This window comes from Streptomyces sp. RPT161 (assembly GCF_027533845.1).
GTDB lineage: Bacteria > Actinomycetota > Actinomycetes > Streptomycetales > Streptomycetaceae > Streptantibioticus_A > Streptantibioticus_A silvisoli_A.
On sequence record NZ_JAPZVN010000003.1, the window covers coordinates 363,502 to 380,606 of the forward strand.

The 17,105-nt window shown below is 71.2% G+C and carries 14 protein-coding genes; 5 read left to right on the forward strand and 9 right to left on the reverse strand.

What is annotated here, in order from left to right:
• Positions 1-16 precede the first annotated feature (16 nt).
• The 3 genes from alaS to O5O46_RS09715 are packed head-to-tail and all read right to left on the reverse strand — an operon-like array spanning position 17 to position 3,483.
• Entirely contained in the window at positions 17-2,686 is a 2,670-nt protein-coding gene (gene alaS / locus O5O46_RS09705; RefSeq protein ID WP_269854909.1) for an alanine--tRNA ligase, read from the reverse strand.
• A complete protein-coding gene (locus tag O5O46_RS09710) occupies positions 2,686-3,012 on the reverse strand; it encodes a DUF6167 family protein (protein ID WP_269854910.1) in 327 nt (108 codons plus the stop codon). The genes alaS and O5O46_RS09710 overlap by 1 nt, the downstream gene beginning before the upstream one ends.
• A gap of 6 nt (positions 3,013-3,018) precedes the next feature.
• Complete coding sequence (locus tag O5O46_RS09715; RefSeq protein WP_269854911.1) at positions 3,019-3,483, reverse strand: DUF948 domain-containing protein; 465 nt, start codon at positions 3,481-3,483, stop codon at positions 3,019-3,021.
• Positions 3,484-3,763: 280 nt separating this feature from the next.
• Here O5O46_RS09715 and O5O46_RS09720 point away from each other — a divergent pair, with 280 nt between their 5' ends.
• Positions 3,764-5,758, forward strand: coding sequence for an ATP-binding protein (locus O5O46_RS09720; RefSeq protein ID WP_269854912.1), 1,995 nt, complete (start codon positions 3,764-3,766; stop codon positions 5,756-5,758).
• Between the two features lie 250 nt (positions 5,759-6,008).
• On the opposite strand, the gene rpsD is transcribed toward O5O46_RS09720, so the two are convergent.
• Positions 6,009-6,620 carry a 30S ribosomal protein S4 gene (gene rpsD / locus O5O46_RS09725; protein ID WP_269854913.1) on the reverse strand — a complete coding sequence of 204 codons (612 nt, stop codon included), beginning with the start codon at positions 6,618-6,620 and terminating at the stop codon, positions 6,009-6,011.
• Between the two features lie 160 nt (positions 6,621-6,780).
• On the opposite strand from rpsD, the gene O5O46_RS09730 reads away from it, so the two are divergent.
• Both O5O46_RS09730 and O5O46_RS09735 read left to right on the forward strand, forming a co-directional pair.
• Positions 6,781-7,491 carry a DUF2470 domain-containing protein gene (locus tag O5O46_RS09730; protein WP_269855153.1) on the forward strand — a complete coding sequence of 237 codons (711 nt, stop codon included), beginning with the start codon at positions 6,781-6,783 and terminating at the stop codon, positions 7,489-7,491.
• Between the two features lie 10 nt (positions 7,492-7,501).
• The gene (locus O5O46_RS09735; protein WP_269854914.1) at positions 7,502-7,801 is read left to right on the forward strand and encodes a YciI family protein; all 300 of its coding nucleotides are present in this window, start codon (positions 7,502-7,504) and stop codon (positions 7,799-7,801) included.
• 10 nt (positions 7,802-7,811) lie between these two features.
• On the opposite strand, the gene O5O46_RS09740 is transcribed toward O5O46_RS09735, so the two are convergent.
• The 4 genes from O5O46_RS09740 to O5O46_RS09755 all read right to left on the reverse strand — a co-directional run bounded on the left by O5O46_RS09740 (position 7,812) and on the right by O5O46_RS09755 (position 12,050).
• Entirely contained in the window at positions 7,812-9,161 is a 1,350-nt protein-coding gene (locus tag O5O46_RS09740; RefSeq protein WP_269854915.1) for a replication-associated recombination protein A, read from the reverse strand.
• A gap of 46 nt (positions 9,162-9,207) precedes the next feature.
• Positions 9,208-9,846 (reverse strand): vitamin K epoxide reductase family protein, encoded by a 639-nt coding sequence (locus O5O46_RS09745; RefSeq protein ID WP_269854916.1) that lies wholly within the window; start codon positions 9,844-9,846, stop codon positions 9,208-9,210.
• A 204-nt stretch (positions 9,847-10,050) separates the two neighbouring features.
• Positions 10,051-11,328, reverse strand: coding sequence for a histidine--tRNA ligase (gene hisS / locus O5O46_RS09750; RefSeq protein ID WP_269854917.1), 1,278 nt, complete (start codon positions 11,326-11,328; stop codon positions 10,051-10,053).
• Between the two features lie 11 nt (positions 11,329-11,339).
• On the reverse strand, positions 11,340-12,050 hold the full coding sequence (locus O5O46_RS09755; RefSeq protein ID WP_269854918.1) for an MBL fold metallo-hydrolase: 711 nt from the start codon (positions 12,048-12,050) through the stop codon (positions 11,340-11,342).
• Positions 12,051-12,231: 181 nt separating this feature from the next.
• Between O5O46_RS09755 and O5O46_RS09760 the strand changes: the two genes are divergently transcribed.
• Positions 12,232-13,056 (forward strand): peptidylprolyl isomerase, encoded by an 825-nt coding sequence (locus O5O46_RS09760; RefSeq protein WP_269854919.1) that lies wholly within the window; start codon positions 12,232-12,234, stop codon positions 13,054-13,056.
• Positions 13,057-13,318: 262 nt separating this feature from the next.
• Positions 13,319-14,548 carry a DUF349 domain-containing protein gene (locus tag O5O46_RS09765; protein ID WP_269854920.1) on the forward strand — a complete coding sequence of 410 codons (1,230 nt, stop codon included), beginning with the start codon at positions 13,319-13,321 and terminating at the stop codon, positions 14,546-14,548.
• A 90-nt stretch (positions 14,549-14,638) separates the two neighbouring features.
• Here the strand turns inward: O5O46_RS09765 and O5O46_RS09770 are convergent, their stop codons facing one another.
• Positions 14,639-17,101 carry a RelA/SpoT family protein gene (locus O5O46_RS09770; RefSeq protein WP_269854921.1) on the reverse strand — a complete coding sequence of 821 codons (2,463 nt, stop codon included), beginning with the start codon at positions 17,099-17,101 and terminating at the stop codon, positions 14,639-14,641.
• Positions 17,102-17,105 lie beyond the last annotated feature (4 nt).

Genomic DNA, 17,105 nt, shown 5'->3' on the forward strand with positions numbered 1-17,105 from the left:
TCCGTCAGTTCCCTGCTCAGGCCTTCTCGGCGACCAGTCGGCGCACCGCCTCGACGGCCTCGCCCACGGCGTCCGGGTTGCTGCCGCCGCCCTGGGCGACGTCGTCCTTGCCGCCGCCTCCGCCGCCGAGGGTCTTGGCGGCGGTGCGCACCAACTCACCCGCCTTGACGCCGCGTTCGCGGGCCGCCTCGTTGGTGGCGATGACGGTGAGCGGGCGGCCGTTGGCCACGGTGAACAGGGCGACGACCGCCGGACGGCCCCCAGTGATCCGCTGCCGTACGTCCAGGACCAGCTTGCGCAGGTCGTCGGCGCCGGTGCCGTCCGGGACGGTACCGGTGACCAGGGCGACGCCCTTGACGTCCTCGGCGCCCTGGGCGAGCCCGGCCGCGGCCTGGAGCACCTTCTCGGCGCGGTACTTCTCGATCTCCTTCTCGGCCTCGCGCAGCTTGCTCAGCATGCCGGAGATCTTGTCGGGCAGCTCCTCCGGGCGGCCCTTGACCAGCTCGGTGAGCTGGGAGACGACGGTGTGCTCACGGGCGAGGAACCTGTAGGCGTCGGCGCCTACCAGCGCCTCGACCCGGCGCACCCCGGAGCCGATGGACGACTCGCCGAGCAGCTTGACCAGCCCGAGCTGGGCGGTGTTGTGCACATGCGTACCGCCGCACAGCTCCTTGGAGAAGTCGCCGATGGTGACCACGCGCACCCGCTCGCCGTACTTCTCACCGAACTCGGCGATGGCGCCCTGCTTCTTGGCCTCGGCCATGCTCATCACCTCGGCGGTGACGTCCAGTTCACGGGCGAGGACCTCGTTGATCTTCTGCTCGACGTCGCTGAGCACCGAGCCGGGAACGGCGGCCGGCGAGCCGAAGTCGAAGCGGAAGCGGCCCGGGGAGTTCTCCGAACCGGCCTGGGCGGCGGTCGGGCCGAGGGCGTCGCGCAGCGCCTGGTGGGTGAGGTGGGTGGCGCTGTGGGCGCGGGCGATCGCCCGGCGACGGGTCAGGTCGATGGCGGCGTAGGCACCGGCGCCGACGGTCACCTCGCCGACCTGGACGACGCCCTTGTGCACCGAGACGCCCGGTACCGGCTGCTGGACGTCGCGCACCTCGATCACCGCGCCGGAGTCCAGGCGGATCCGGCCGGCGTCGGCGAGCTGGCCGCCGCCCTCGGCGTAGAACGGGGTGCGGTCCAGGACGACCTCGACCTCGTCGCCCTCGACGGCGGCGGGCGACGGGAGCCCGTCGACCAGCAGACCGACGACGGTGGCCTCGCCCTCGTAGTCGGTGTAGCCGGTGAAGACGGTGCTGCCGGAGGTGTCGGCCACCTCGCGGTAGGCGGACAGGTCGGCGTGACCGGTCTTCTTGGCCTTGGCGTCGGCCTTGGCGCGCTCCCGCTGCTCCTTCATCAGGCGGCGGAAGCCCTCCTCGTCCACGGAGAGCCCCTGCTCGGCGGCCATCTCCAGGGTGAGGTCGATCGGGAAGCCCCAGGTGTCGTGGAGCAGGAACGCCTTGTCGCCGGGGAGCACGCTGCCGCCCGCGGCCCTGGTCTCGGTGACCGCGGTGTCGAGGATGTTGGTGCCCGCCTTGAGCGTCTTGAGGAAGGCGTTCTCCTCGGCGAGGGCCACGGTCTCGATGCGCCTGCGGTCCTCGGCCAGCTCCGGGTACTGCGGGCTCATGGCCTTGATCACGGTGTCGACCAGCTCGCCGACGGTGGGCTGGACGGCGCCGAGCAGCCGCATGTTGCGGATGGCGCGGCGCATGATGCGGCGCAGCACGTAGCCGCGGCCCTCGTTGCCGGGGGTGACGCCGTCGCCGATGAGCATCACCGAGGTGCGGATGTGGTCGGCGACGACGCGCAGCGACACGTCGGAGCTGTGGGCGGCGCCGTAGTGGACGCCGGTCAGCTCGGTGGCCTTGTCGATGATCATGCGCGAGGTGTCGATCTCGTACATGTTCCGCACGCCCTGCAGGATCATCGCGAGGCGTTCCAGGCCGAGCCCGGTGTCGATGTTCTTGTTGGGCAGGTCGCCGAGGATCGGGAAGTCGTCCTTGCCGGAGCCCTCCCCGCGCTCGTACTGCATGAAGACCAGGTTCCAGATCTCCACGTACCGCTCGTCGTTGACGGCCGGGCCGCCCTCGGGGCCGAACTCCGGGCCGCGGTCGTAGTTGATCTCGGAGCACGGGCCGCAGGGGCCGGGCACGCCCATGGACCAGAAGTTGTCCTTCTTGCCCAGGCGCTGGATGCGCTCGGCGGGCACGCCGACGACGTCCCGCCAGATCTGCTCGGCCTCGTCGTCGTCCTGGTAGACGGTGATCCACAGCCGCTCGGGGTCAAGCCCGTAGCCGCCCTCTTCCTGGGAGGTGGTGAGCAGCTCCCAGGCGAGCTTGATGGCGCCTTCCTTGAAGTAGTCGCCGAAGGAGAAGTTGCCGCACATCTGGAAGAAGGTGCCGTGCCGGGTGGTCTTGCCGACCTCTTCGATGTCCGGGGTGCGCACGCACTTCTGCACGCTGGTGGCGCGCGGGAACGGCGGCTTGACCTCACCGAGGAAGTACGGCTTGAACGGGACCATGCCCGCGGGGACCAGCAGCAGCGTCGGGTCGTCCGCGATGAGCGACGCGGACGGCACGACCGTGTGCCCGCGCTCCTCGAAGAAGCGCAGCCAGCGCCTGCGGATTTCTGCCGACTCCATCAGTGGCCTTCTTTCTGCTCGTACAAGGGACGCGTCTGCGGCGTGCGGGCGTCCGCCTGGTAGGCGATCTCCGGGCGTTGCCCGGGGAGTTCTGCGTGCGGGGCGTCGAGCCCCAGTAGGTTGTTCAGCTGCGATTCGCGCTCGGACATTCCGGCGCGGACGTCCTTGGCGAACCGCCGTGCCCGGCCGCCGAGTTCGATGGCCCGGTCGGCCGCGGTCGCGGCCAGGCCCTCGGGGGTCAGGCGGCGGGCGGCGCGGTGCACCTTGTTGGTCGCCCACACCCCGGCGGTGATTCCGGTGACGAACCAGAAGAGGCGGCGGAACATCTGGTATCAGCCCTTCCCTCGGGTGCGGCGCGACCCGCGGCGGCCCGCCGGGATCGCGGTGCCGACGATGACCTTGCCGCGCGCGGCGTCCGCGCGGGACCGCGCGCCGCCGCCGTCGTCCTCGCGCCCGCGCAGGCCGACGGCGCGGCGCACGCCGTAGCCGAACGCGGCGACCTTGACCAGCGGGCCGCCGAAAGTGCTGGCGACGGTGGAGGACAGCGCCGAGGCGTTGGCGGTGACCTCCTGCACGTCGGCGGTGATGTTGTCCACGCGGTCGAGCTGGGTGTGCGCGGAGCGCACCGCCTCGGTGGCCTCGCCGAGCAGCGGGACGGCCTGTTCGGTGACGTCGGCGACCAGCCGGGTCGCCTGCTTCAGCGTCTGCGCCAGCCTGACCAGCACGACGGCGAGGAAGGACACCAGGATCGCCCAGAAGACGGCCACGATGAGACCGGCCACCTCTCCACCGGACACTGCTCCGCGCTCCTTTGGTTCACGACGGTCGGCAGCCGCTCGCAGCGGGCGGGGCGGGACGGTCCGGGAGGTCGGATGGGTTCCGGGGTCACACCTGGCACGGTCCGCCGTGCTCGGGCGGCAGGGTACCGACCCTATCGCGCCGGGGTCGGCTGTTCGTACCGCATTCCCGCGGGGCGGGCGCGTCGTGGGTGCCGGATTTCCGCCGGTGCCGGGCCTGGCGTGGCAGCGGTAGCTGGAATTGCACGCTCCGCTCTCATCCCAGTACGCTCCGTGCCCCATGCAGCACGGTGCCCCGCTCGACGGTCCCTCTCCCTTTGCTCCGCGCTCCGGGCCAGGCGGTCTGCCCGCCGAGGTGGACCGGCTGGTGGGTCGCGACGCCGAACTCTCCGCGCTGCGAGGCCGATTGGAGCGGTCCCGGCTGGTGACGGTGACGGGAACCGGCGGGGTCGGCAAGACACGGCTGGCGCTCGCCGCCGCGAGCGGATCGCAGGATCGGTTCTGCGGTGGGGTGCGGCTTGTGGAGCTGTCCATGGTGCGCGACGCGCCGATGGTGGACCGCGCGGTGCTTGAGGCACTGGCGGTCACCGACCACTCCGCCCGCCCGCCGCGGTCGGTACTGGCCGAGTACCTCGCCGACCGCGAGCTGCTGCTGGTGCTGGACGGCTGCGAGTACCTGGTCGCCGAGTGCGCGGCGCTCGCCGCCGAGCTGCTGCGCCGCGCACCGGGGTTGCGGATCCTGGCCACCGGCCGCAGGCCGCTCGGCGTCCCGGGGGAGTCCGTACTGCCGCTCGGCCCGCTGGAGTTGGCCGACCAGCCGGACGGTGAGAGTTCGGCGGTACGGCTGTTCGCGGAGCGGGCGGTGGCGGTCGTGCCGTCGTTCGCGGTCACCGAGGCCAACCGGGCGGCGGTCGGCGCACTGTGCCGTCGGCTGGACGGCCTGCCGCTCGCGCTGGAACTGGCCGCGGTCCGGCTGCGGACGATGTCGGTCGAGCGGATCGCGGAGCGGATCACCGACCGGTTCCAGCTGCTGGCGGGCGGGGACCGTGCCGCGCTGCCGCGCCGGCAGACGCTGCGCGCGGTGATCGGCTGGAGCCACGAGCTGTGCACCCCGACGCAGCGGCTGCTGTGGGCCCGGCTGTCGGTGTTCGCCGGGGAGTTCGACCTGGACGCGGTGGAGTACGTGTGCACCGGCTCGGGGCTGCCCGCGGAGGAGGTGCGGGACACGGTGGCGGCCCTGGTCGCGCAGTCCGTGGTCATCCGGGACGAGGCGGCCGAAGGGGCGCGCTACCGGATGCTGGAGCCGGTACGGGAGTACGGCGCGGGCTGGCTGGAGGCGCTGGGCGACACCGAGCGGCTGCGGCGCCGGCACCGGGACTGGTACCTGGGTTTGGCCACCTCGTGCGAGCTGGACTGGTTCGGTCCCGGACAGGCCGAGGTCGCGGCGCGGGTCGACCGGGACCTGCGGAATCTGCGGCTCGCCCTGGAGTTCGGCCTGGAGCGCGCCTCGGATCCGCACATCGGCCAGTACCTCGCGGGCAGCCTGTGGTTCTACTGGGTCGGCTGCGGGCGGCTGTCGGAGGGGCGGCACTGGCTGGACCGGGCGCTTCGGCGACCGGGCGGCAACGACGGGGCGCGGGCCAAGGCGCTGTGGGTGCTGGGGTACGTCGCGGCACTGCAGGGCGACACGGTGGCGGCGGTGGCCGCGCTGGACGAGTGCCGTGCGCTGGCGGAGCGCACCGGCAACGCCGCCGCGGCGGCATACGCGGTGCACCGCATCGGGTGCGTGGCGCTGCTGTGCCACGACGTGCCGCGCGCGGCCGAGCTGTTCGGGGCCGCGCTGGCCCGGTACCGGGAGATCGGGGAGCTGAACAGCCATGTGCTGTTGGGCCGGGTGGGACTGGCCCTGGCGATGGCCCTGCGGGGCGATCTGGAGGGCGCGGTCGCGCAGTGCGAGCAGGTCCGCGGGGTGTGCCTGCGGTACGGGGAGCGGTGGGCGCTGGCCTACGCGCTCTACGTACTGGGGTACGCGGCGTGGCGCGGGGGCGCGGGTGCGCGGGCCGCAAGGGAGTTGCTGTGCGAGGGGCTGGCGATCCACCACGCCCTGCGCGATCCGGTCGGCATGGTGGTGGCGCTGGAGCTGCTGGCGCAGCTCACCGACGACGGCCAGGGTGCGGCGGCCCGCGCCTGGCCCTCACTCGGGGGGTTGCGCGGGGGCGCCCACCTGGACCTGGACACGGCGGTGTCCCGCGCGCTGAGCGCCCCCACCCGCTAGCGGGTGTGATTCGGCGGTTCCGGCACCGCCGAGCCACACCGCGGGAGTTGCTCGCCGCCGCCTCGGCTCTTTTGGGGCGCTCCGCCCCCAAACCCCCGAGGGCATCGGAAAGCGCGGCCACAAGGACCTCCGCCGCGACGGCGAGCGACCCCACGGCGTGAACCGCCGGTGCCGGGCCCGCCGGAACCGTCCGGGATCCGCGGGCGGAGCTCCCCGGAGGCGCGGCGGCCCGAGTCCGGCTGACCGTAGGTCAGCGGGCGTAGTACTCGACGACCAGCTGCTCGTCGCAGATCACCGGGATCTCCCGGCGGTTCGGGTCGCGGTCCAGGCGGAAGGCCAGGGCGTCCAGGTTGACCTGCAGGTACTTGGGGGCCTCACCGTCGCCCGCCCAGCCGCCCTCGCGGGCCACCAGGAACGGGGTCTTGGCACGCGAGCGCTCCCGCACCCGCACCACGTCGTCCGGGCGGACCCGGAAGGAGGGGCGGTCCACCTTGCGACCGTTGACCTCGATGTGACCGTGCACCACCATCTGGCGGGCCTGGTAGATCGTGCGGGCGAGCCCTGCCCGCAGCACGAGCGCGTCAAGACGCCGCTCCAGCTCGACGATCAGCGCGTCACCGGTCTTGCCCTCGACCTTGCGTGCGCGGTCGTAGGCGCGCCGCATCTGGGTCTCGCTGATGTCGTACTGGGCGCGCAGCCGCTGCTTCTCCAGCAGCCGCACCTTGTAGTCACTGCTCTGCTTGCGGCCGCGACCGTGCTCGCCCGGCGGGTAGGGGCGGGCCTCGAAGTACTTCACAGCCTTCGGGGTCAGCGCTATGCCGAGCGCGCGGGACTTCTTGACCTTGGGACGCGACTGGTTCACGTTCTCCAGACCTCCATGTAAGTTAGGTGAGCCTTACCTTAGCTGAGGAGATCGCATGAATCGACCCGGGAACCCCATGCCGCCCAGCGCGGAGCACACCACAGCGGTGGTCGGTGAGGAGCATGGTCAGCCGCGTCCCGAAGAGGAAGACGCGCTCACGTTGCCGACGGCAGCGGAGCGCTTGCGAACTCTCGTCGAGGGTAACTCGTCCGCCCGGCTCGTCATTCCCGGCCTGGACGGCGCCGATCCGTTCGGCATGATGCCGTCGGAGCGCACGGTGACCGAGGACGGCGACATCATCCTGTGCCTCCCGCCCGACTCCCCCGCGGTCCGCGCCGCCACGCACGCCGAGGACGACGAGCTCACCGCTGTGCTGGAGATCACGGACATCGCACCCGTCGCCGTCCGCCACCGGACCCGCGCCCACGCCTGGGTCGCGGGCTGGCTCACCCCGATACGCGACGGCCGGCCGGGACGGCTGCGGCTTGAGTTCGGCGAGGCCGCGGTGGACGACCTGTGGGGCGCCGACCCGGTCGAACCCGACGAGTTCGCCGGCGCCGGGGCCGATCCGTTCGCCGCCCACGAGGCCGAACTGCTCCAGCACCTGGCCACCGCGCACGGCGGCCAACTCGACTGGCTGTGCGCACTGGTCGGCGGGCGGAACGGACAGTGTGCGGCGCCGCACGGCGCGGTTCCGGTGGCGCTCGACCGGTTCGGGCTGCGGGTGCGGTTCAGCGGTGACGGCCACGCCTTTGACGCGCGCTTCGACTTCCCCGCGCCGGTGGCCGACCACGGCCAACTGCGGCGCGCCATGCACGCGTTGTTCGACACCGCCCGGGACGCCGCCGGTCACACACCGGGCGAGGCGTAGTCTGCCGATCATGTTTGTTGTCGAACTGACCTACACCGCACCGCTGGAGCGCATCGACGCCGCGCTCGCCGACCACGTCGCCTGGCTGGACAAGCAGTACGCCGACGGAACCGTCATCGCCTCCGGCCGCAAGGAGCCCCGGGACGGCGGCGTGCTGATCATGGTGGCCCCGGACCGGGCCACCGTGGAAGCGCTGGTCGCCACCGACCCGTTCGCCGTCGCGGGCGTCGCCGAGTACCGCGTCATCGAGTTCGTCGCCACCAAGACGGCACCCGCCCTGGAGCGGTACCGGCAGCAACTCCCGTCCTGAGACCGGCGGTTCACCCGCCCGACAACCGGCCCCGGACGCGGTCGAGCACATCGGCGTAACGCGCCTCCGCCCCATAGCGGGTGGGCTCGTAGTAGCGCCGGCCCTGCACCTCGTCCGGGGCGTACTGCTGGGCGGCGATGGCCCCCGGCAGGTCATGCGGGTACTGATAGCCCTCGCCGTGCCCGAGCTTGCTCGCGCCCTTGTAGTGGCTGTCCCGCAGGTGCGGCGGCACCGGGCCCGCGAGGCCCTTGCGCACGTCGCCGATCGCCGCGTCGATCGCCAGGTAGGCGGCGTTGGACTTCGGCGCGAGCGCCAGCGCGATGGTGGCCTGGGACAGGGTTATCCGGGCCTCCGGAAAGCCGATCATCTGCACCGCCTGCGCCGCGGCGACCGCGGTCTGCAGCGCCTGCGGGTCCGCCAGCCCGATGTCCTCGCTCGCCGAGATCATCAGCCGCCGGGCGATGAACCGCGGGTCCTCGCCCGCCTCGATCATCCGGGCCAGATAGTGCAGGGCGGCGTCCACGTCGGAGCCCCTGATGGACTTGATCAGCGCGCTGGCCACGTCGTAGTGCTGGTCACCGTCGCGGTCGTACTTCACCGCGGCCCGGTCCACGGCCGCTTCCAGCGTCTCCAGGGTGATCTCGGGCTCGCCCTTGGCCAGCGCCGAGCCCGCCCCCGCCTCCAGCGCGGTCAGCGCGCGCCGGGCGTCCCCGCCCGCGATGCGCAGCAGATGCGCCTCGGAGTCCTCGGGCAGTGCGACGGCGCCCGCCAGACCGCGCGGGTCCGCCAGCGCCCGGTGCAACAGCCCGCGCAGGTCGTCGTCGGTGAGCGCTTCGAGGGTGAGCAGCAGCGAGCGGGACAGCAGCGGCGAGATCACCGAGAAGTACGGGTTCTCCGTGGTGGCGGCGATCAGCGTCACCCAGCGGTTCTCCACCGCCGGGAGCAGCGAGTCCTGCTGGGCCTTGCTGAAACGGTGGATCTCGTCCAGGAACAGCAGCGTCTCACGCCCGTACGCACCCGACTCGCGCTTGGCGCTGTCGATGACGGCGCGCACTTCCTTGACGCCCGCGGTGATCGCCGAGAGCTCCACGAACCGCCGGTTGGTGGCATGGCTGACCACGTACGCCAACGTGGTCTTGCCGGTGCCCGGCGGCCCCCACAGGATCACCGAGGCGGGACCGGCCGGGCCGCCGCTGCCCTCACCGACGAGACGGCGCAGCGGCGAGCCGGTCTTCAGCAGATGCCGCTGGCCCACCACCTCGTCGAGGGTGCGCGGACGCATCCGCACGGCGAGCGGGCTTCCGCCCGGCTCCCTCTCCTGGCGTTCCTCGGCGGCTACGGTGAACAGATCCGGTTCCACGCCAAGAAGCCTAGGACACCCCTCTGACAGTGCCTGGTCGCGCGACCTAGATCAGCGTGCTCCAGTACGACCACCAGCGGGTCAGGATCAGCATGATGATCACGCCGTACCAGAGCGCCGGAACCGCCCAGTGGAACTCCAGAGCCGCCGAGCGCAGCCCCCGCGGCACCGGGATGACGCGGTGCTTGATGTTGTGCACCAGCGTGTACCAGAAGGCGGCGATGGTCACCACCCAGGCCAGCGAGCACCACAGGCACAGCGAGCCGATGCTGTACAGCGACTCGTACTGCAGCCAGGTCACGAAGCCGACCCCGAACAGGGTGCCCGCCTGCAGGCCGAGCCAGAACCACGGGCGGTAGCGCGCCCCGGCCAGTACGCCCATGCCCACGCACATCATGACCGGGTAGGCGACCAGGCCGATCATCGGGTTCGGGAAGCCGAACGCGGACGCCTGGGCGCTCTTCATGATGTTGCCGCAGGAGATGATCGGGTTGAGGCTGCACCCGGGCACGAAGTTCGGGTTCTTCAGCAACTCGAACTTGTCGATGGTGATCACCCAGGCGGCGAGCAGTCCCAGGGCGCCGCACACCACGAGCAACACGCTGAACGCCCGGCTAGCGCCGATGAGTCCCGCCGTCTCCTGCCGTTCGTCACTGCGTGTCTCGTCAAGCGCCGATGTCGTCATGTCGCCTTCTGTCGCCGTGTGCTCGGGTCCCCGCCTCTTCCAGCGTGCCTCATTGTGCACCAGAGGTCCGCTACGCGGACCCGGACCGTCGAGTGAGCCGGACGGCCCCGGCTTGACGGTGGGGGGACCGGACGGCGCATATCCGGTCCCCCTTGTCGCTACGTACGGACCCCTCGCCTGGTTCAGCACACCGCCAGCCGAGCGCTAGGCGCTGGGGCTGCCCGAGAGGCGCTCGCGGACGGTGTCCACCAGCGCGTCCAGCGCGACCGCGCTCTGCTCGCCGCTCTCCAGGTCCTTCAACTGCACGGTCCCCTCGGCGAGGTCACGCTCACCGGCGACCACCGCGAACCGGGCACCGGACCGGTTGGCCGACTTCATCGCGTTCTTCAGGCCCTTGCCGCCGTACGCGAAGTCCGTCGCCACGCCCTGCCGGCGCAGTTCGGTGACGAGCGAGAACAGCGCGCGCCGCGCCTCCTCGCCGAGCGGCACCGCGAACACGTCGGTGTGCGCGGGGAGTTCCAGCTCGATGCCCTCGGCCTTCAGCGCCAGCACGGTGCGGTCCACCCCCAGCGCCCAGCCCACCGACGGCAGCGCCGGGCCGCCGATCATCTCGGACAGGCCGTCGTAGCGGCCACCGCCGCCGACCGCGGACTGCGAGCCGAGGCCGTCGTGCACGAACTCGAAGGTGGTCCTGGTGTAGTAGTCCAGGCCGCGCACCAGCTTCGGGTCGTCCTCGAACGCCACGCCCGCGGCGGTCAGCAGCTCCCGTACCTGCTCGTGGTAGCTCTTGCACGCCTCACACAGGTGGTCGCGCATCATCGGGGCGCCGACCAGCTGCTTCTGCACCGCCTCGCGCTTGTCGTCCAGCACTCGGAGCGGGTTGATCTCGACCCGCCGCCGGGTCTCCTCGTCCAGGTCGAGGGCGCGCAGGAACTCCTGGAGCGCCGCGCGGTAGACGGGACGGCACTCCTTGTCGCCCAGCGAGTTCAGCAGCAGCCGGAAGTTCCGCAGCCCCAGCGAGCGGTAGGCGTCGAAGGCCAGGATGATCAGCTCGGCGTCGAGCGCCGGGTCCTCCGTGCCCAGCGCCTCCGCGCCGACCTGGGAGAAGTGCCGGTAGCGGCCCTTCTGCGGGCGCTCGTAGCGGTAGTACGAGCCGGAGTACCACAGCTTGACCGGCAGGTTGCCGAGCTTGTGCAGGTTGGCCTCCAGCGCGGCGCGCAGCACCGAGGCGGTGCCCTCGGGGCGCAGCGCCAGCTCGTCGCCACCCTTGGTGGTCAGGGTGTACATCTCCTTGGTCACGATGTCGGTGGACTCACCCACACCGCGTGCGAAGAGTTCGACGGCCTCGAAGCCCGGGGTCTCGATGTAGCCGTACCCGGCCCGCTTCAGCGGTGTGGAGATCGCCTCACGTACCGCGAGGAACACGGAGGAGTCCGGCGGAATCAGATCGTACGTGCCCTTGGGGGCGGAAAAGGTACTCAACGGAAGAGTCGTCACAATCCTCGTCGTGGAGCCGTGGTGTCGGCTCCGAGGCCGCGGGCCACCTCGCGCAGGTACGGGTTGGTGGCGCGTTCGCGGCCGATGGTGGTCTGGGGGCCGTGGCCGGACAGCACCACGGTCGAGTCGTCGAGCGGCAGGCACACACGGGCCAGCGATTCGAGGATCTCGGCGTGCGAGCCGCCAGGCAGGTCGGTGCGTCCGATGGAGCCGGCGAACAGCAGGTCGCCCGAGAACAGCACCGGCGGGATCTCCGCCGTCTCGGGCAACCGGAAGGTCACCGACCCCTTGGTATGGCCGGGCGCATGCGAGACGGTCAGCTCCAGGCCCGCCAGGGACAGCGCCGAGCCGTCGGTCAGCTCCCGTACGTCGTCGGGCTCCCCCACCGTCAGCCCGCCCATCAGCTGCTGGCCGATGGACATGCCCAGCGCCTTCTCCGGGTCGCTCATCATGTAGCGGTCCTCGGGGTGGATCCAGGCGGGCACGCCATGGGCGCCGCACACCGGAACGACGGAGGCGACATGGTCGAGATGGCCATGGGTGAGGACGACGGCCACCGGCTTGAGCCGGTGCTTGGCGATGGTCTCCTCGACACCGCGGGCCGCTTCATGGCCCGGGTCGATGATCACGCACTCCTCACCGGCGGCGGGGGCGACCAGGTAGCAGTTGGTCCCCCAGGCCCCGGCGGGGAACCCGGCAATGAGCACGATCGTCCTTCTGTCGTCCGCGTCGGTCTGCGCAGCAGGTTTCTGCAGACGACGAGCCTACCGGCGGCGGTACGAGACAAGCGAACCCGTATCGTCGCGGGTCTCGTGCCGGTCCCGTATCGTCACCGCAGCAGACCAAGCGGTAACGGCTAGCGCCACGGCACACCCGGGAGAAGCAGAAGTGGTCAGCAAGGATCAGCGGCGGCGCCAACTCGCCCGCGAGAAGTACCTGCGCCAGCAGCAGCGCCGCACCGAGCAGCGGGGCAGGGCACGCAAGCGCAACGCGGCGATCGCCGGCGTGGTCGCCGTAGTGGTGGCGGCCGGTGCCGCGGCATGGGCCTCCACCGGTCTCGGCGGCGACAAGAAGACCACCGCCGACGCGGCCAGTTCCGCCTCGGCCACGTCCACCAGCAAGGCGCCGGACCCGTGCGCCAAGCCCGCACCGGGCTCCCCCGGCACCAAGCAGTGGAAGTCCGAGCCGTCGATGTCCGTCGACGGCAAGGCCTCGTACGCCATGGACCTGGCCACCACCTGCGGTGACATCAAGCTGAAGCTGGACGCGGCCAACGCGCCGCACACGGTGAACTCCTTCAAGTTCCTGGCCGACCAGGGCTTCTTCGACCACACCAAGTGCCACCGGCTCACCACCAGCGGCATCTACGTGCTCCAGTGCGGCGACCCCAAGGGCACCGGCCAGGGCGGCCCCGGATACACGCTGCCGGACGAGAACCTCAAGGACCCCGCGATCGCCAAGGGCACCTACCCGGCGGGCACGGTCGCCATGGCCAACACCGGCCAGCCGCACACCGGCGGCAGCCAGTTCTTCCTGGTCTACAAGGACAGTCCGCTGCCCGCCTCGTACACCCCCTTCGGCACCATTGACGCCGACGGCATGAAGGTGCTCCAGAAGATCGCCGCCGCGGGCGAGGACGATTCCAACAACCCCGGCGACGGAAAGCCCAACGCCACGGTGGTGATCAACAAGGCGACCGTCACGCAGTCGTGAATTCCGGTCGTGCGGGATGCGGACAGCCGGGGCGCGGTTCGCCTATGTTGGCGTTGTACAAGGTGACGGTCGCTCTCCGGAGCGGCCGCGGACCGCACAGCGGGCGCCTGCGCCGACGGCTGCCGCCCTCGCGGAATCCGAACGCGGTCGGAACCACCATCAGCAGCACGTCGGAGCGGCCAGGGCGAGGCCCGGCCGGAGGAAACTGTGGACGATGCCCGCGCACCGCTGGACGGGCCGGGCATCACGTGGAGGAGGCGCTGTGAGCAGCGACCCATGGGGACGCGTCGACGAGACGGGGACCGTGTACGTGCGGACGGCCGACGGTGAGCGGGTTGTCGGTTCGTGGCAGGCGGGCTCTCCCGACGAGGCGCTGGCCTATTTCAAGCGCAAGTACGACGGGCTCGTCGTCGAAATCGGCCTCCTCGAACGCCGGGTGCGCACCACCGACCTGTCCGCCAAGGACGCCATGACCGCGATCGAGCACCTGCGGGCCACGGTGAACGAGGCGCACGCGGTGGGTGATCTGGACGCGCTCACCAAGCGTCTTGACGCTCTCGTGGAGCAGGTCGCGACGCGCCGTGAGGAGCGCAAGGCCGCCAAGGCCAAGGCGACGGACGAGGCGCGGACCGCCAAGGAGGACCTGGTCGCGGAGGCGGAGCAGCTGGCCACCAGCGAGCAGTGGCGCAACGCCGGTGAGCGGCTACGGGCCCTGGTGGACAGCTGGAAGGGCCTGCCGCGGCTGGACCGCAAGACCGATGACGAGCTGTGGCACCGGTTCAGCCACGCCCGTTCCGTCTTCTCCAAGCGCCGCAAGGCGCACTTCGCCTCGCTCGACGCGCAGCGCGAGGAGGCACGGCAGCTCAAGGAGAAGCTCGTCCAGGAGGCGGAGGCGCTCTCCGGCTCCACCGACTGGGGCCCGACGGCGGCCCGTTACCGCGAGCTGATGTCGGACTGGAAGGCCGCGGGCCGGGCCCAGCGGGAGGCCGAGGACGAGCTGTGGAACCGCTTCCGCGGCGCCCAGGACGTCTTCTTCGCGGCCCGGGCCGAGGTGTTCGCCGAGCGCGACTCCGAGCAGCGCGAAAACCTCGCGCTGAAGGAGGAGTTGGCGATCGAGGCGGAGAAGCTGCTGCCGGTGACGGACCTGAAGGCGGCGCGGGCCGCCTTCAGATCGATCAACGAGCGGTGGGAGGCCATCGGCCATGTGCCGCGGGAGGCCCGCCCGAAGATCGAGGCCCGGATGCACGCGGTGGAGCGGGCGCTCCAGGACGCGGAGGAGGCCGAGTGGCGGCGCACCAACCCGGAGGCGCGGGCTCGCGCCGAGGGGCTGACCGGCCAGCTCCAGGCGGCCGTTGACAAGCTGCGGCAGCAGCTGGAGGCCGCTCGCGCGGCCGGGAACACCGCCAAGGCCGACAAGCTGGCCAAGGAACTGGAGGGCCGCCAAGCCCTCCTGGACCAGGCGCTCAAGGGACTCCAGGAGTTCGGCGGCTAGCCCCCGCGCTGCCACACGTCGTCCTCAAACGCCGGACGGGCTTGGATCCCAAGCCCGTCCGGCGTCTCTCGTTCAGCCCGTGGGCGTGCCCTACCGCGACCGCCCCGAGGTCACCCGGTACACGTCGTAGACGCCCTCCACACCCCGAACCGCCTTCAGGACATGGCCCAGATGCTTGGGGTCGCCCATTTCGAAGGTGAAACGGGAGGTCGCGACCCGGTCGCGAGAGGTCTGAACGGCCGCCGACAGGATGTTGACATGCTGGTCGGACAGCACCCGCGTCACATCGGAGAGCAACCGCGACCGGTCCAGCGCCTCGACCTGGATGGCCACCAGGAAGACCGAGGACTGGGTCGGCGCCCACTCCACCTCGATGATCCGCTCCGGCTGCTGGGACAGCGAGTCGACGTTGACGCAGTCCGCCCGGTGCACCGAGACCCCGTTGCCCCGGGTGACGAAGCCGATGATGGGGTCGCCCGGCACCGGCGTACAGCACCGGGACAGCTTGACCCACACATCCCGCTCGCCCTTGACGATCACACCGGGGTCGGCGTTCGCCCGCCGCTTCGCGCGGCTGCGCGACGGCGTGGTGACCTCGGCGATGTCCTCGGTCGCCCCCTCCTCGCCACCGAGCGCCTCAACGAGCTTCTGCACCACGGACTGCGCGGTGATGTGCCCCTCGCCGATCGCCGCGTAGAGCGCCGATATGTCGGGGTAGCGCATCTCGTGCGCCAGGGTGACCAGCGAGTCGCCGGTCAGCACCCGCTGGATCGGCAGGTTCTGCTTGCGCATCGCCCGGGCGATGGCTTCCTTGCCCTGCTCGATGGCCTCCTCGCGGCGCTCCTTGGAGAACCAGGCGCGGATCTTGTTGCGGGCCCGCGGCGACTTGACGAAGCCCAGCCAGTCCCGGGACGGCGCGGCGCCCGGCGCCTTGGAGGTGAAGACCTCGACCAGGTCGCCGTTGTCCAGCGTCGACTCCAGCGGCACCAGGCGCCCGTTGACCCGTGCGCCGATGGTGCGGTGGCCGACCTCGGTGTGCACCGCGTACGCGAAGTCCACCGGAGTGGCGCCCGCGGGCAGCGCTATGACATCGCCCTTCGGCGTGAAGACGAAGACCTCGTTGCGCGACAGGTCGAAGCGCAGCGACTCCAGGAACTCGCCCGGGTCCTCGGTCTCCTTCTGCCAGTCGAGCAACTGCCGTAGCCACGCCATGTCGTTGACGGCGTCGTCCGACTTGGCCGCCTTCGGGCTGTCGGTACGCACCTTGGAGGCACCGGCGACCGCCTCCTGCTTGTACTTCCAGTGCGCGGCGATGCCGTACTCGGCGCGGCGGTGCATGTCGAAGGTGCGGATCTGGATCTCGACCGGCTTGCCGCTGGGCCCGATGACCGTCGTGTGCAACGACTGGTACATGTTGAACTTGGGCATCGCGATGTAGTCCTTGAACCGCCCGGGCACCGGGTTCCACCGCGCGTGGATGGTGCCCAGCGCCGCGTAGCAGTCGCGGACGGTGTCGACGAGGACGCGGATGCCCACCAGGTCGTAGATCTCGGCGAAGTCCCGGCCCCGCACGATCATCTTCTGGTAGACGCTGTAGTAGTGCTTCGGGCGGCCGGTGACGGTGGCCTTGATGCGTGCGGCGCGCAGGTCCTGCTGGACCTGGTCGGTGACGACCGCGAGGTACTCGTCGCGCTTGGGCGCGCGCTCGGCGACCAGCCGGACGATCTCGTCGTACATCTTGGGGTAGAGGATCGCGAAGGCGAGGTCCTCCAGCTCCCACTTGATGGTGTTCATGCCCAGCCGGTGCGCCAGCGGGGCGTAGATCTCCAGCGTCTCGCGGGCCTTCTTCTCCTGCTTCTCCCGCTTGAGGTAGCGCATGGTGCGCATGTTGTGCAGCCGGTCGGCGAGCTTGATGACCAGGACCCGCGGGTCCTTGGCCATGGCGACGACCATCTTGCGCACCGTCTCCGCCTGCGCGGCCTCGCCGAACTTGACCTTGTCCAGCTTGGTGACGCCGTCCACCAGCAGCGCGACCTGTTCGCCGAAGTCGCGGCGCAGCGTGTCCAGGCCGTACTCGGTGTCCTCGACGGTGTCGTGCAGCAGCCCTGCCATCAGCGTCGCGGGGTCCATGCCCAGTTCGGCCAGGATGGTGGTGACGGCGAGCGGGTGGGTGATGTACGGGTCGCCGCTCTTGCGCTTCTGGCCGCGGTGCCAGCGCTCCGCGACCTGGTAGGCCCGCTCGATCTGCCGCAGCCCGGAGGAGTCGATCTTCGGATCGTTACTGCGCACGATCCGCAGCAGCGGTTCCAGCACCGGGTTGTACGGGCTGGAGCGCTGTACGCCCAGCCGGGCGAGCCGGGCCCGTACCCGGTTGGAGGAGCCGCCGGAGCGCGCCGGTGCCGTGCCCGGGACGGGCTTGGCGGTACGAGCGCCGCTGGCGTCGGAGGGCGTCCGGGCAAGGGTGCCGTCCGCGGACTTCCCAGCGGAGGTCGGCGCGGACCGCGACGTGTCGTTTCCGCCCCCGGCGGTGAGCGGCTGGGCCTCGTCTGGCAAGGGC

Excerpts from the sequence above, each read along its gene's own strand:
- O5O46_RS09710 (WP_269854910.1), bottom strand. The coding sequence starts at position 3,012 with ATGTTCCGCCGCCTCTTCTGGTTCGTCACCGGAATCACCGCCGGGGTG.
- O5O46_RS09735 (WP_269854914.1), top strand. The coding sequence starts at position 7,502 with ATGTTTGTTGTCGAACTGACCTACACCGCACCGCTGGAGCGCATCGAC.
- O5O46_RS09720 (WP_269854912.1), top strand. The coding sequence starts at position 3,764 with ATGCAGCACGGTGCCCCGCTCGACGGTCCCTCTCCCTTTGCTCCGCGC.
- alaS (WP_269854909.1), bottom strand. The coding sequence starts at position 2,686 with ATGGAGTCGGCAGAAATCCGCAGGCGCTGGCTGCGCTTCTTCGAGGAG.
- O5O46_RS09745 (WP_269854916.1), bottom strand. The coding sequence starts at position 9,846 with ATGACGACATCGGCGCTTGACGAGACACGCAGTGACGAACGGCAGGAG.